This window comes from Klebsiella sp. BIGb0132, assembly GCF_024810075.1.
Taxonomy (GTDB): domain Bacteria; phylum Pseudomonadota; class Gammaproteobacteria; order Enterobacterales; family Enterobacteriaceae; genus Klebsiella; species Klebsiella terrigena.
Window position 1 is genome coordinate 81,639 of the sequence record NZ_JANUDW010000002.1, and the last position, 14,488, is coordinate 96,126.

16 protein-coding genes are annotated in these 14,488 nt (G+C 54.7%); 10 read left to right on the plus strand and 6 right to left on the minus strand.

Annotated elements, in window-relative coordinates; translation table 11 throughout:
- Positions 1 to 306 precede the first annotated feature (306 nt).
- From oppA to M2416_RS07240, 6 genes are all read left to right on the plus strand, one after another.
- Complete coding sequence (oppA, locus tag M2416_RS07215) at positions 307 to 1,938, plus strand: oligopeptide ABC transporter substrate-binding protein OppA (protein ID WP_076947655.1); 1,632 nt, start codon at positions 307 to 309, stop codon at positions 1,936 to 1,938.
- 84 nt (positions 1,939 to 2,022) lie between these two features.
- Positions 2,023 to 2,943 carry an oligopeptide ABC transporter permease OppB gene (gene oppB, locus M2416_RS07220; protein WP_076947654.1) on the plus strand — a complete coding sequence of 307 codons (921 nt, stop codon included), beginning with the start codon at positions 2,023 to 2,025 and terminating at the stop codon, positions 2,941 to 2,943.
- Positions 2,944 to 2,957: 14 nt separating this feature from the next.
- Positions 2,958 to 3,866 (plus strand): oligopeptide ABC transporter permease OppC, encoded by a 909-nt coding sequence (oppC, locus tag M2416_RS07225; protein WP_076947653.1) that lies wholly within the window; start codon positions 2,958 to 2,960, stop codon positions 3,864 to 3,866.
- A gap of 11 nt (positions 3,867 to 3,877) precedes the next feature.
- Positions 3,878 to 4,891 (plus strand): ABC transporter ATP-binding protein, encoded by a 1,014-nt coding sequence (oppD, locus tag M2416_RS07230; protein WP_259222959.1) that lies wholly within the window; start codon positions 3,878 to 3,880, stop codon positions 4,889 to 4,891.
- Positions 4,888 to 5,892, plus strand: a complete 1,005-nt coding sequence (gene oppF, locus M2416_RS07235; RefSeq protein ID WP_041146066.1) for a murein tripeptide/oligopeptide ABC transporter ATP-binding protein OppF — start codon at positions 4,888 to 4,890, stop codon at positions 5,890 to 5,892. The genes oppD and oppF overlap by 4 nt, the downstream gene beginning before the upstream one ends.
- 45 nt (positions 5,893 to 5,937) lie before the next feature.
- Positions 5,938 to 6,786, plus strand: coding sequence for an ion transporter (locus M2416_RS07240; protein ID WP_259222962.1), 849 nt, complete (start codon positions 5,938 to 5,940; stop codon positions 6,784 to 6,786).
- Positions 6,787 to 6,853: 67 nt separating this feature from the next.
- On the opposite strand, the gene M2416_RS07245 is transcribed toward M2416_RS07240, so the two are convergent.
- Positions 6,854 to 7,183, minus strand: a complete 330-nt coding sequence (locus M2416_RS07245; RefSeq protein ID WP_041146064.1) for an HI1450 family dsDNA-mimic protein — start codon at positions 7,181 to 7,183, stop codon at positions 6,854 to 6,856.
- A gap of 34 nt (positions 7,184 to 7,217) precedes the next feature.
- Positions 7,218 to 8,678, minus strand: a complete 1,461-nt coding sequence (cls, locus tag M2416_RS07250; RefSeq protein ID WP_076947651.1) for a cardiolipin synthase — start codon at positions 8,676 to 8,678, stop codon at positions 7,218 to 7,220.
- Positions 8,679 to 8,822: 144 nt separating this feature from the next.
- On the opposite strand from cls, the gene M2416_RS07255 reads away from it, so the two are divergent.
- Positions 8,823 to 8,996 (plus strand): YciY family protein, encoded by a 174-nt coding sequence (locus M2416_RS07255; RefSeq protein WP_095102028.1) that lies wholly within the window; start codon positions 8,823 to 8,825, stop codon positions 8,994 to 8,996.
- A 50-nt stretch (positions 8,997 to 9,046) separates the two neighbouring features.
- Here the strand turns inward: M2416_RS07255 and M2416_RS07260 are convergent, their stop codons facing one another.
- A complete protein-coding gene (locus M2416_RS07260; protein ID WP_041146062.1) occupies positions 9,047 to 9,343 on the minus strand; it encodes a YciI family protein in 297 nt (98 codons plus the stop codon).
- 210 nt (positions 9,344 to 9,553) lie between these two features.
- Between M2416_RS07260 and tonB the strand changes: the two genes are divergently transcribed.
- Complete coding sequence (tonB, locus tag M2416_RS07265) at positions 9,554 to 10,297, plus strand: TonB system transport protein TonB (RefSeq protein WP_076947650.1); 744 nt, start codon at positions 9,554 to 9,556, stop codon at positions 10,295 to 10,297.
- A 19-nt stretch (positions 10,298 to 10,316) separates the two neighbouring features.
- Here the strand turns inward: tonB and M2416_RS07270 are convergent, their stop codons facing one another.
- The 3 genes from M2416_RS07270 to pfkB form a co-directional block, all read right to left on the minus strand.
- Complete coding sequence (locus M2416_RS07270; protein ID WP_041146060.1) at positions 10,317 to 11,189, minus strand: fructosamine kinase family protein; 873 nt, start codon at positions 11,187 to 11,189, stop codon at positions 10,317 to 10,319.
- 105 nt (positions 11,190 to 11,294) lie between these two features.
- Positions 11,295 to 11,579 carry a type V toxin-antitoxin system endoribonuclease antitoxin GhoS gene (gene ghoS / locus M2416_RS07275; RefSeq protein ID WP_041146059.1) on the minus strand — a complete coding sequence of 95 codons (285 nt, stop codon included), beginning with the start codon at positions 11,577 to 11,579 and terminating at the stop codon, positions 11,295 to 11,297.
- A gap of 87 nt (positions 11,580 to 11,666) precedes the next feature.
- Positions 11,667 to 12,599 carry a 6-phosphofructokinase II gene (gene pfkB / locus M2416_RS07280; RefSeq protein ID WP_041146058.1) on the minus strand — a complete coding sequence of 311 codons (933 nt, stop codon included), beginning with the start codon at positions 12,597 to 12,599 and terminating at the stop codon, positions 11,667 to 11,669.
- A gap of 289 nt (positions 12,600 to 12,888) precedes the next feature.
- On the opposite strand from pfkB, the gene M2416_RS07285 reads away from it, so the two are divergent.
- Both M2416_RS07285 and M2416_RS07290 read left to right on the plus strand, forming a co-directional pair.
- Positions 12,889 to 13,647 (plus strand): DUF481 domain-containing protein, encoded by a 759-nt coding sequence (locus tag M2416_RS07285; protein ID WP_076947649.1) that lies wholly within the window; start codon positions 12,889 to 12,891, stop codon positions 13,645 to 13,647.
- A gap of 269 nt (positions 13,648 to 13,916) precedes the next feature.
- The gene (locus tag M2416_RS07290; RefSeq protein WP_041146056.1) at positions 13,917 to 14,150 is read left to right on the plus strand and encodes a YdgH/BhsA/McbA family protein; all 234 of its coding nucleotides are present in this window, start codon (positions 13,917 to 13,919) and stop codon (positions 14,148 to 14,150) included.
- The last annotated feature ends 338 nt before the right edge of the window (positions 14,151 to 14,488 follow it).

Sequence of the window (14,488 nt, forward strand, 5' to 3'; positions counted from 1 at the left end):
ATTTGCAAATTGCATTGGCGGATGAGAAAGCCTTTTGGTACTTTCCGGCGTTATCGCTTACTGAATAACAGACGTAAATGAGAATTATTATTAAATAACTCATTGCGTCAAAGCCGCCCCAGGACAGGGGGGTAAAGAATCGACGTCAAGGCTGCCGTTTGAGCGGTCGTAATAAATAAGTCGGTGATAGCAAGCAGTAAAGTCTGACAGCAGCAAAAACTCCTGCACTGTACAGAATCCCGAATAAGGGAAAAAAAAGAGGCTGGTTAAATAGCCAGTAATTATAATGAGTGGAGTAACAACACAATGACCATCATCACCAAAAAAAATCTGGTAGCAGCGGGGATTTTCTCTGCGCTATTTACGGCGAACGTTGCTATGGCAGCAGATGTACCTGCAGGGGTGCAGCTGGCGGATTCACAATCGCTGGTACGTAATAACGGAGCAGAGGTTCAATCTCTGGATCCGCACAAAATTGAAGGTGTGCCTGAATCCAACATTAACCGCGACCTGTTTGAAGGTTTAGTGATTGGCGATATTCAGGGCCACCCGATTCCTGGGGTTGCCGAATCCTGGGATAATAAAGATTTTAAAGTCTGGACCTTCCATCTGCGTAAAGACGCTAAATGGTCCGACGGTACGCCGGTAACCGCACAAGATTTCGTTTATAGCTGGCAGCGCCTGTCCGATCCGAAAACCGCCTCACCGTACGCGAGCTATCTGCAGTATGGCCACGTTGCCAACGTTGATGAAATTATCGCCGGCAAAAAGCCAATCACCGATCTGGGCGTTAAAGCGCTCGATGATAAAACCTTCCAGGTTACTCTGAGCGAGCCGGTTCCTTATTTCTATAAACTGCTGGTGCACCCGTCCGTTTCACCGGTGCCAAAAGCGGCTATTGAAAAATATGGTGAGAAATGGACTCAGCCGGCCAATATTGTCACCAACGGCGCCTATAAGCTGAAGGACTGGGTCGTTAACGAACGTATCGTTCTTGAGCGTAATACTCAGTACTGGGACAACGCGAAAACCGTTATTAACCAGGTAACCTATCTGCCTATTTCTTCAGAAGTCACCGACGTTAACCGCTACCGCAGCGGCGAAATCGACATGACCTATAACAATATGCCGATTGAGCTGTTCCAGAAGCTGAAAAAAGAGATCCCGAAGGAAGTTCACGTCGATCCGTATCTCTGCACCTACTACTACGAAATTAACAACCAGAAAGCGCCGTTTACCGACGTCCGCGTGCGTACCGCGCTGAAGATGGCGCTGGACCGCGACATTATCGTTAATAAAGTGAAGAACCAGGGCGATCTGCCAGCATACAGCTACACCCCGCCTTATACCGATGGCATGAAGGTCGTTAAACCAGAATGGTTTACCTGGACTCAGGATAAGCGTAACGAAGAAGCGAAAAAACTGCTGGCTGAAGCCGGATATACCGCGGATAAACCGCTGACCTTTAACCTGCTGTACAACACCTCCGATCTGCATAAAAAGCTGGCCATCGCCGTGGCATCCATCTGGAAGAAAAACCTCGGCGCCAACGTGAAGCTGGAAAATCAGGAATGGAAAACCTTCCTCGATAACCGCCATCAGGGCACCTTTGACGTGGCGCGTGCGGGCTGGTGTGCCGACTACAACGAACCCACCTCATTCCTCAATACCATGCTGAGCGACAGCTCAAACAACACCTCGCACTATAAGAGCCCGGCGTTCGATAAAATTATCGCGGAAACGCTGCAAACCAATGATGACGCCAAACGCGCAGATCTGTATGCGCAGTCGGAGCAGCAGCTGGATAAAGACTCTGTCATTGTGCCGGTCTTCTATTACGTCAACGCCCGTCTGGTTAAACCGTGGGTAGGTGGCTATACCGGTAAAGACCCGTTAGATAATATCTACGTTAAAAACCTGTATATTATCAAACATTAATGGCAAGACGTGGGGCAGGCATCGCTTGCCCCACCGTGTCTGAATTCATCGCATACGATAGGCACACGCCAGAAGGTACGGGCAATGTTAAAATTTATTTTTCGTCGCTGTCTGGAAGCGATTCCGACGCTGTTTATTCTTATAACTATCTCTTTCTTCATGATGCGCCTTGCGCCGGGAAGTCCCTTTACCGGCGAACGTACGCTGCCGCCAGAAGTGCTGGCGAATATTGAAGCAAAATATCATTTAAATGACCCCATCATGACCCAGTACTTCAACTATCTGAAGCAGCTGGCGCACGGTGATTTCGGTCCCTCTTTTAAATATAAAGACTATTCGGTGAACGATCTGGTGGCGTCAAGCTTCCCGGTCTCCGCCAAATTAGGCTTTGCCGCCTTCCTGCTGGCGATCGTTCTTGGCGTGAGTGCCGGCGTTATTGCGGCCCTCAAGCAAAATACCAAATGGGATTATGCGGTGATGGGGGTGGCAATGACCGGCGTCGTCATACCCAGCTTCGTGGTTGCGCCGCTGCTGGTGATGATTTTTGCCATCACCCTGCACTGGCTACCCGGTGGCGGCTGGAACGGCGGGGCGCTGAAGTTTATGATCCTGCCGATGGTGGCGCTGTCGCTCGCCTATATTGCCAGCATCGCGCGTATCACCCGCGGCTCGATGATCGAAGTCCTGCACTCTAACTTTATCCGCACCGCGCGGGCGAAGGGGCTGCCGATGCATCGTATCATCCTGCGCCACGCGCTGAAGCCTGCGCTGCTGCCCGTCCTCTCCTATATGGGCCCGGCGTTCGTTGGCATTATCACCGGCTCGATGGTTATCGAGACTATCTACGGTCTTCCGGGGATCGGCCAGCTGTTCGTCAACGGCGCGCTTAACCGCGACTACTCCCTGGTACTCAGCCTGACGATTCTGGTCGGCGCGCTGACCATTCTGTTTAACGCGATTGTTGATGTGCTGTATGCCGTTATCGATCCGAAGATTCGCTATTGAGGCCGGGGTTCGCCATGATGTTAAGTAAGAAAAACAACGAGGCGCTGGAGAACTTCAGTGAAAAGCTGGAAGTCGAAGGGCGTAGCCTGTGGCAAGATGCCCGCCGCCGCTTTATGCATAACCGCGCGGCCGTGGCCAGCCTGGTGGTGCTGATCGTTATCGCGCTGTTCGTGACCATTGCGCCGATGGTGTCGCAGTTTTCCTACTACGACACCGACTGGGGAATGATGTCCAGCGCGCCTGATACGGCGTCCAGCCACTACTTCGGTACCGACTCATCCGGTCGCGACCTGCTGGTGCGCGTTGCTATCGGCGGGCGTATCTCGCTGATGGTTGGCGTTGCCGCCGCGCTGGTGGCTGTGATCCTCGGTACGCTCTACGGCTCGCTTTCCGGCTATCTCGGCGGTAAGGTCGACTCCGTCATGATGCGCCTGCTGGAGATCCTCAACTCCTTCCCGTTTATGTTCTTCGTTATCCTGCTGGTGACCTTTTTTGGCCAGAACATACTGCTGATCTTCGTCGCCATCGGAATGGTTTCCTGGCTGGATATGGCGCGTATTGTGCGCGGCCAGACGCTGAGCCTGAAGCGCAAAGAGTTTATCGAAGCGGCCCAGGTCGGCGGCGTCTCGACCTTCAGTATCGTGACGCGTCACATCGTGCCTAACGTCCTGGGCGTGGTGGTGGTGTATGCCTCGCTGCTGGTGCCGAGCATGATCCTGTTCGAATCCTTCCTGAGCTTCCTCGGTCTGGGTACTCAGGAGCCGCTCAGCAGCTGGGGAGCGCTGCTGAGCGATGGCGCAAACTCAATGGAAGTGTCGCCGTGGCTGCTGATGTTTCCTGCGGGGTTCCTGGTGGTAACGCTGTTCTGTTTTAACTTTATCGGCGATGGCCTGCGTGATGCCCTCGACCCGAAAGACCGCTAAGGAGCGCCGTCATGAGCATAATTGAAACGGCAAAAGCGCCGCAGGCGCAGCAACAATCCGGGCTGCTGCTGGATGTTAAAGATCTCCGCGTGACCTTTAAAACGCCGGATGGCGACGTCACCGCGGTAAACGACCTCAACTTTAACCTGCGGGCCGGGGAAACGTTAGGCATTGTGGGTGAGTCGGGCTCCGGTAAGTCGCAGACCGCCTTTGCGCTGATGGGGCTGCTGGCAGCCAACGGCTATATCGGCGGCTCGGCGACCTTTAACGGTCGGCAGATCCTTAACCTGCCGGAACGTGAGCTGAATAAGCTGCGCGCCGAGCAGATTTCGATGATTTTCCAGGACCCGATGACCTCCCTGAACCCGTATATGCGGGTCGGCGAGCAGCTGATGGAGGTTCTGATGCTGCACAAAGGGCTGGGGAAAGCCGAGGCCTTTGAAGAATCAGTGAAGATGCTGGATGCGGTCAAGATGCCGGAAGCGCGCAAGCGGATGAAAATGTATCCGCATGAGTTTTCTGGCGGGATGCGGCAGCGCGTGATGATCGCTATGGCGCTGTTGTGCCGGCCAAAGTTGCTGATCGCTGATGAGCCGACGACGGCGCTGGACGTGACGGTGCAGGCGCAGATTATGACCCTGCTGAATGAACTTAAACGCGAATTCAATACGGCGATCGTTATGATTACTCACGATCTGGGCGTGGTCGCCGGGATCTGTGACAAAGTTTTGGTGATGTACGCCGGCCGCACCATGGAGTACGGTCACGCGCGCGATGTCTTTTATCATCCGTCGCATCCGTACTCTATCGGCCTGCTGAATGCGGTTCCGCGCCTGGACGCCGAAGGTGATGCGCTGTTAACCATCCCTGGCAATCCGCCGAACCTGCTGCGCTTGCCGAAGGGCTGTCCGTTCCAGCCGCGCTGTCCGCATGCGATGGAGATTTGTAATAGCGCTCCGCCTCTGGAGGAGTTTGCCCCTGGCCGCCTGCGTGCCTGCTTTCAACCGGTGGGAGATCTGCTATGAACGCCGTGACTGAACAAAGAAAAGTCCTGCTCGAAATCGCCGATCTAAAAGTCCACTTTGATATTAAAGATGGCAAGCAGTGGTTTTGGCAGCCGTCTAAAACGCTGAAGGCGGTTGATGGCGTAACGCTGCGTCTGTATGAAGGCGAAACGCTGGGCGTGGTGGGCGAGTCCGGCTGCGGTAAATCGACCTTTGCCCGCGCGATTATTGGCCTGGTGAAAGCGACCGAGGGCAGGGTAGCGTGGCTTGGCAAAGATTTGCTGGGCATGAAGCCGGATGAGTGGCGTGACGTGCGCAGCGATATTCAGATGATTTTCCAGGATCCGCTGGCGTCGCTGAACCCGCGCATGACCATCGGCGAGATTATTGCCGAGCCGCTGCGCACCTATCATCCGAAAATGACGCGCCAGGAAGCTCGCGATCGGGTGAAGGCGATGATGATGAAGGTTGGCCTGCTGCCCAACCTGATTAACCGCTATCCGCACGAGTTTTCCGGCGGCCAGTGCCAGCGTATCGGTATTGCCCGCGCGCTGATCCTTGAGCCCAAGCTGATTATCTGCGATGAACCGGTGTCGGCGCTGGACGTGTCGATTCAGGCCCAGGTGGTCAACCTGCTGCAGCAGCTGCAGCGCGAAATGGGTCTGTCGCTGATCTTTATCGCCCATGACCTGGCGGTGGTGAAGCACATCTCCGATCGCGTGCTGGTGATGTACCTCGGGCACGCGGTGGAGCTGGGCACCTACGATGAGGTGTACCACAACCCGCTGCATCCTTATACCAAAGCGCTGATGTCTGCGGTGCCGGTTCCCGACCCGGATCTGGAAAAAAATAAAACCATCCAGCTGCTGGAAGGTGAGCTCCCTTCGCCGATTAATCCGCCGTCGGGATGCGTTTTCCGCACGCGCTGTCCTCTTGCCGGGCCGGAATGTGCCAAAACGCGGCCGGTGCTGGAAGGAAGTTTCCGTCATGCGGTTTCCTGCCTGAAGGTAGACCCGTTATAATCTCCGGGGCTGACGCTGGTCAGCCCTTTTTTTTGTGAGGTTAACGTGGCTGTCAATATTCATGCCGCCCGTCAGCGGCTATTTCATGTGCTCTTCGATCAGCATCAGCGATCCGGGCGCCGCTTTGAAGGGCTGTGCGGCGTTTTTGCACTCCTCAGCGTGGTGGTTATTTTTGTCGAGTCGGGTCTGGGAACTCAGTACCACCTGACCGTTGATGAATGGCATATTTTCATCTGGCTGGAGCTGTTTGTTACCATCGTTTTTACTCTCGAATATATCCTGCGCATCGTTAGCTGGCCCAATCCGCTCAGGTATATTTTCAGCTTCTGGGGGCTGATTGATTTAGCGACGATTTTGCCGCTGTACGTGATGTGGCTATGGCCGGAAATAAGCATTAATTACGTCTTTGCCTGGCGCGCGATGCGTGCGATCCGAGCCTTGCGTATTCTCAAGCTGCTGCGCTTTATGCCGTCGTTGAATATCTTCTGGGCTGCTATCGTCAGCGCCCGCCATCAACTGATACTGTTTTACTCATTTATTGCCATTGTGATGGTGATTTTCGGCTCGCTAATGTATCTGATTGAGGGGCCGCAGTACGGATTCACCACGCTTAATGCTTCGGTGTACTGGGCTATCGTGACGATCACCACGGTAGGTTATGGCGATATTACGCCGCACACGCCGCTGGGAAGAATACTGGCATCGGTGCTGATATTAATCGGCTATTCCATTATCGCCATCCCAACCGGGCTGATTACGACCCATATGACCACCGCCTTTCAGAATCGCCGCAGCCAGCGGATCTGCCAGAACTGTCAGCACGGGCCTCATGATAAAAACGCGCGGTACTGCAACGCCTGCGGGAGTGCGCTTGCGCAGCAGGCGGACGGGTAAATAAAAATGCCTGCCGGTCGTTAAACGGGCAGGCATTTTTCAGGCCAGCAGAGGCCGGAATAAAATCTTATTCACGCCACAAAATATGGCACAGCTTGTGATCTTTCTCGCGGCACAGCAGGACGCGGGCGAAGATATCGTTGATTTCGCCACCGTCGGTGTCGGCAAGACCAATCACCACCTCGGCGAAGAAATCCGGGTTGAGATCGAAATCAACGTGCTCTTCCCAGTCTTCAGCCGGGTCAAAGAGCTCGGCGCCGCCGCGCTCTTCAAACTGCAGGTTAAACAGAATGACATCCGCCGGGTCGAGGTTGTCGACCGCCAGCTCGAGAAAGATATCGTAAGCCTGCTCAAGCGTTTCATCTTCGGTCAGGCGATTGTTTAAATCCATATCCATGATAGCTACCCGTTTAACATCTGATTGGCACGTTTTACAGCAACGGACTGAAGAAGTAAAACAGTCGCTCCGCTATCCGCTGCCAGAGCGGACGTTTTAACCATAGGCGGGCGTCGAGCAGGCGCGAGCGGGAGATATAATCATCCTGGACCGCCGCCAGATCGCTGCCAAAACCGGCGTCATCAATCACCAGCGTAATCTCGAAATTGAGCCACAGGCTGCGCATATCGAGATTGACGGTCCCCACCAGGCTCAGCTCGCCGTCGACCAGCACGCTTTTAGTGTGCAGCAGCCCGCCTTCAAACTGATAAATTTTCACCCCGGCTGCCAGCAGCTCGGTAAAGAAGGCCCGGCTGGCCCAGCCGACGAGCAGCGAGTCATTTTTGCGTGGCAAAATGATGCTGACATCAACCCCGCGCTGGGCGGCGGTGCAGATAGCGTGCAGCAAATCGTCGCTGGGCACGAAGTAGGGGGTGGTCATGATCAGATGTTCTTTGGCGGAATAGGCGGCGGTCAGCAGCGCCTGGTGAATCAAATCTTCCGGGAAGCCTGGGCCCGAGGCGATGGTATGGATGGTATGTCCGCTGGCCTCCTCAAACGGCATAATATTGAGGTCCGGCGGCGGCGGCAGGATCCGTTTACCGGTCTCGATTTCCCAGTCGCAGGAGTAAACGATACCCATCGCCGTGGCGACCGGGCCCTCCATGCGCGCCATTAGATCGATCCACTGGCCAACGCCGGAATCCTGCTTAAAGAAGCGCGGGTCCACCATATTCATACTGCCGGTATAGGCAATATAGTTATCAATCATGACCATTTTGCGGTGCTGACGCAGATCCATCCGGCGCAAAAATACGCGCATCAGATTAACCTTCAGCGCTTCGACCACCTCGATGCCGGCGTTGCGCATCATCGCTGCCCACGGGCTGCGGAAGAAGGCGACGCTGCCTGCGGAGTCCAGCATTAAGCGGCAGTGCACGCCGCGTCGGGCGGCGGCCATTAGCGATTCTGCAACCTTATCGGCCATCCCGCCGGGCTGCCAGATATAAAACACCATCTCGATATTGTGGCGAGCCAGCTGAATATCGCGGATCAGCGCCTGCATGACGTCGTCAGACTCGGTGAGCAGCTGCAGCTGATTGCCCTTGACGCCGGCGATCCCCTGGCGGCGCTCGCAGAGTTGAAACAGCGATTCGGCGACCGGACTATTATCGTCGGCAAAGATATGCTTGCAGGCCTTGAGATCGTTGAGCCACTTGGCGGTGGAGGGCCACATTGCCCGCGCCCGTTCGGCCCGGCGCTTGCCGAGATGGAGTTCACCAAACGAGAGATAGGCAATAATTCCGACCAGAGGAAGAATATAAATAACCAGCAACCATGCCATTGCTGAAGGGACGGCGCGCCGTTTCATCAATATGCGTAATGTTACACCGGCGATAAGTAACCAGTAACCGAGGATGACTAGCCAGTTCACCACCGTGTAAAAGGTTGTCATAGATGAAAAATCCTTTTGAATGACTCTATTTTATGAGTTTACGCATCAACATCCATCTGGCAAATAAAAACGCAGCGAAAGCGTTGGTCAGCCAGATTCATAGGCCTATAATGCAGGCTGTTTTTCACTTGTAGAGTAGTAGCAATGAAGCGTAGTAGAACGGAAGTAGGGCGCTGGCGCATGCTAAGACAGGTGAGCCGCCGTAAGTCACGCTGGCTGGAGGCCCAATCGCGCCGCAATATGCGCATCCTCGCCATCCGCAAGGAGCTGGTGAAACGACAGCGTCATTCCCTGTTGTTCGTCTTCACTGAGTACTGAAATAAAAGGCACCGCATGCGGTGCCTCTGTGTTTTTGACGACGGCTGGCCCTAAAATACCTTTTTGTAAGGCTTCACCGCGACGTTCTGGTACACCCCGGCAGCAATATAAGGGTCGTCGTTCGCCCATGACTGCGCGGCTTCCAGTGATTCAAACTCGGCAATAACCGTTGAACCGGTGAACCCCGCAGCGCCAGGTTCATTGCTGTCTACGGCAGGCATTGGCCCGGCGGTCAGCAGACGACCTTCATCATGTAGCAGTTGTAAACGCGCCAGGTGGGCGGGACGGACTGACGACCGCTTTTCCAGAGAATCGGCGATATCTTCAGCGTAGATTACGTAAAGCACGGCAAGGCTCCTTATCAATAAATGGGCGAATCACGTTAAGTGAATCCGGCCTTGACTGCAATGCAAAGATGCTCAGCGGGTTAAAATGCCCGCTACCGGGCTTTTTTTTAGCGGAAAGACGGCAAATTTTGATGCAAGCCAATAAGGCTTATTGAATATGATTGCTATTTGCATTTAAAATCGGGGCATCATTTTTCAACTGAAACGACTATGAGCGCAATGACCATTGATTTACCTCGCCGCTTCCCGTGGCCGACGCTGCTGTCCGTGACTATCCACGGTGCCGTTGTGGCGGGGTTGCTTTATACCTCGGTACATCAGGTTATTGAACGGCCATCTCCCTCCCAACCGATCGAGATAACCATGGTGGCTCCTGCGGATCTCGAGCCTCCTCAGGCCGCACAGCCGGTCGTGGAACCGGTTGTTGAGCCGGAGCCAGAACCCGAACCTGAAGTCGTGCCAGAGCCGCCGAAGGAAGCGCCGGTAGTGATTCATAAGCCTGAGCCGAAACCCAAGCCGAAGCCAAAACCGAAGCCGAAGCCGGAGAAAAAGATCGAGCAGCCGAAGCGTGAGGTTAAGCCTGCGGAAACGCGTCCGGCATCGCCGTTTGAAAATACCAACACTGCGCCAGCGCGTACGCCGCCATCCACATCCACGGCCGCCGCGAAGCCAACGGTTACCGCACCGAGCGGCCCGCGGGCGCTCAGCCGTAACCAGCCAACTTATCCGACTCGCGCCCAGGCGCTGCGTATTGAAGGTGTGGTGCGCGTGAAGTTTGACGTCACGCCGGACGGCCGCCTGGACAATGTCGAGATCCTTTCCGCGCAGCCGGCGAATATGTTTGAGCGTGAAGTGAAAAGCGCCCTGCGTAAGTGGCGCTACGAGCCCGGCAAACCGGGTACCGGCGTGACGATGACCATTAAGTTCCGTCTTAAAGGCGTTGAGATCGACTAACCGCCGTCAATAAGGCCCCTTACGGGGCCTCCTCTGCGAACACATCGTCGAGCGCTTTTTGCGCCGTCACGAGGTGCTGACCGCCGAACAAGATTGCCCGGTTGAAGAGCGTATAGAGCTGGTAAATAGGCTGGCGATCGAGGAACCCGGACGGCAAAGGTGAGACCGACTGATAGCCGTCGTATATTTGCGGCGGCTGCTCAGGATGCAGCGGCAGCATGGCGAGGTCGCACTCTCGGTCTCCCCAGTAGCAGGCCGGATCGAAGATATAAGGTCCGTTCGGCCCCAGCGCGCAGTTGCCGGACCAGAGATCGCCGTGCAGCAAAGAGGCCTGGGGCTGATGGCCGCTGAGGCGCTGCTGCACGTACTCAACAATGGTATCGATATCGCCGAAATGCAGTCCTTTCTCTGCCGCCAGCTCAAGCTGCCAGCCGATGCGCTGCTCGGCAAAAAATGTCGACCAGCGGCGTTGCCAGGCGTTGGGCTGGGGTGTCGTGGAAAGGTCATTATCAAAATCGAGCCCAAACTGCGGCTGATCGCTCCACTGATGCAGATGCGCGATTTGCTGACCGAGCAGAAAAGCGTTATGCGCGTCGAGCGGGCGAGGGGGCAAATACTCCATCACCATAAAGCTGTAGTCGCGGTCGCTGCCGACGGCAAACACCTGCGGTACGTGAACGGTTTTACTCCGCGACAGCAGCTCGAGCTGATCCGCCTCGGCGGTAAAGATAGGCAGTAGCTCACGTTCGTCACATTTCACGAAGTAGTCCTTCCCACCGAAGCGCAGGTGCCATGCTGCGTGGATTTCTCCGCCGGGCAGTTCGTTTCGCAGTTCGATTTCAGCTGCTTCAGTATGCCACTCGCTTAACAAATTGCTGATAGCCTGCCACATGCCGTCTCTCCCCATGTTTTCCACCATTTCATAAGGTTAGCGCATAACCTCGGCGTAAAATTCGAACTGACGCACAACTGACGCTTTCCACCGCGCCAATCGCACTTATTGAGCTTTCAGCCACTGAGAAAATGTGGTTACCGTGACTTCAGCAGGCCGCCCCAGCGCCGTTTCCGCTAATCCCGCGCTCAGATCCTGCACCTCTTGCGCGCTTTGCGGGGAAACCAGGCCAAAGGTGTTGGTTCCCAGCTCGTGAGGTTTTCCCTCGTCGTCATTCAGTACAAGGGTGAAGCCCGCGCGGGTAAGGTGATTGCTTAGCTCGTTAATCTCGGTAAGCGTCTCTTCGTGAAAACGGATCGTCACGACATGGGTTTGAATTTCGGCGCTCATTTTTCACCCCGTTGTTATCCATGGAATTTTCAGCATAGACCATGCTGGTTATTTGGCGACTCCCTCTGCCTGAGCAGAGGGAAGGGATTAGCGATCGCACAAATAGGCGTAAATTTTATGTGTGTTCTCCTGCGAGCAGAGGCGGGTGCCCTGATTGACGGTAGCGGCGCTGCCCGCCGCGACGCCAAAGCGCACCATGTCCTCGAGTCCGGCATCTTCGGCGAGGCGCAGGGTCATCGCACCCACCATGCTGTCGCCTGCGCCGACGGTGCTTTGGCTTTTCATCGGCGGTGGGACAACCTGCACGCTGCCGCTGCTATCGACACCCAGCGCCCCCTGTGGGCCGAGGGAGACGACGACTCTTCGGGCTTTGCCCGAGCGGATCAGCTCCTGTGCCGCCTGTCGAACGTCGTTCGGCTGGCTCAGATCGCGCTGGACGAGCGCGCTCAGCTCTTTTTGGTTAGGTTTGACGAGCTCAATGTTGCCCACCTCAAGCGCGGCCGCGAGCGCTTCTCCGGAGCTGTCGATAATGCAGCGCAGCTGGTGCTGCTGTGCTTTTTTTACCAGTTGGGTCAGATTTTCAATATCGATTCCCGGCGGCAGGCTGCCGCTGATCACCAGCAGCGAGCCGGGCTCAATCGCCAGCACCTTCTCCTCGAGAAGGCGGAACTCCTGCTGGGTTAGCGCCGCGCCGGGCATCACGAAGCGATACTGTTCGCCGCTGGAATCAACGTGGACGTGCAGATTTTGCCGCGTCCAGTCGCCGGTCTCGACGGTTTCTACGGGGACCTGCTCATCGGCAAGCAGGGCGGTGAGATGTTCCCCGGTTGCGCCGCCGGCGGGGAAAATTGCCGTGGCGTGGCCGCCGAGAAAGGTAATTGCGCGGGCGACGTTAATGCCGCCGCCCCCGGGTTCGAAAACCGGTGCGCTGCAGCGTAGTTTACCTTCCGGATAGATCTGCGGGGTCTGGGTGGCGCTGTCGAGCGAAGGAGCCAGAGTAAGCGTATAAATTTTGGTCATCAAATTTCCTCCATGATACGAGTCGGCTGTTCTTTTTTTAAGCATGGCACTTCTTATTGCTAAGGGAAAGCATACGCGGCGGGGATTTGTCGGGAAGAGGCTATTTTCATTATAAAATAAAGATAGTTCTGAGGGCCTTCTTATTCAAAAAATGAAAGAGTAATTGATTGCTATGTTAATCGTGCTTTTTTATAATTTACCGCCTTTCATTGGACCAGCAGCAGCGATCCTCGCGAAAGTTTCCGGGACCATCTGGGTCTCTCTTTTTGTTGTACGGACTCTAAATTAAATGAAGCTTTTGAAGACAGTACCCGCAGCGGCTATGCTGGCGGGGGGGCTATTTGCGTCTGCGTGCGCAATGGCCGACGATTCCGTTTTTACTGTTATGGATGACCCTTCCACTGCCAAAAAACCTTTCGAAGGTGCTGTTAACGCCGGCTATCTGGCGCAGTCCGGAAATACGAAAAGTTCCTCAATGACCGCGGATTCTACGCTCACCTGGTATGGCAATACGACAGCATGGTCGCTGTGGGGCAACGCCAGCAACACCTCGTCTAACGACCAGCGCTCTTCCGAGAAGTACGCGGTCGGCGGCCGTAGCCGTTATAACATGACCGACAGCAACTACCTGTTCGGCCAGGCCAGCTGGCTGACCGACCGCTATAACGGTTACCAGCAGCGCGATGTGCTGACCGCCGGTTACGGTCGTCAGATTCTCAACGGGCCGGTGCACAGCCTGCGTTTTGAATTTGGTCCTGGCGTGCGCTACGACGAATATACCGATGGCGATAATGAGACTCAGCCGCTGGGCTACGCCTCAGGCACCTGGGCATGGCAGATGACCGATAACGCCAAATTCACCCAGGGCGTTTCCGTGTTCGGTTCCGAAGATACCACGCTCAACTCAGAAAGTGCGCTCAACGTCGCTATCAACGCCCACTTTGCGCTGCGTGTTGCCTATAACGTGACCTGGAACTCCCAGCCGCCGTCATCGGCGCCGGAGCACACCGACCGTCGTACGACGCTGTCGCTCGGCTATAAGATGTAATATTTTCAGGCCGGTTATTCCGGCCTGATTGTTTTAAATTTAGCAATAAGTGACATTATTATTTTTGGTCTTTTGTTTTGTTTTTTATAAAAAGAAAATAACCTCCATAATTTCCTCATAATTGATTATCTTGATAAATATTTAACTTTTTTGACACGAATAGCTAAATATTTAGTCGGACAAAAATGTGATCTGGATCTATACTATCCGTCACAGGCAGAGAGGATATCTTTGCTCGAAATCCTTACGTAAATAAGAGAATCATCACTATGAAAAATAGCAAAATCGCAACTGCGGCCGTGATGCTGTGCGCGCTATCGTTCGGCGCCTTAGCCGCTAATCCAGTCCCACAGCCAGGCAGCAAGGACCATACCCAGGTCGGCATTGCTAAAGCGACCGACGTTGAAGCAGGCTCTAATATTGCCCCGGGATCGCAGTCCACGGGTCAGACAATGGGCGATGCTTTTAATGTCCATAAACTCGTTGCCGGCGAATGGTCCTGATATTTCATTCGTCCGTCGGGCTGTCTCTTATATTTTGAGAAATATAAAGCCGGGTAAAGATGTACCGGTTTGACAGGCATATGTTTGGCTCCGCGTTTCGATTTTGCCCGCTACCCCCTACCGCACGTAAGCAATACGGCGCGGGCGCTTATTTTTGTCCTTTTTATCTCAGCCCGTCGTTCCTGGCGATCTTTCGCCTCTTCCTCCTTGTTTTATCATTAATAGCAGCCATTTAGTGGGTTGTGACTTTTATCACGCACTAATGATGTGTAAACTAAAGCCCGGTGTTATCAGCAGGCGGCTGCAGGTGAGAACGGTGGGGTTACCCTCGTGCTCAT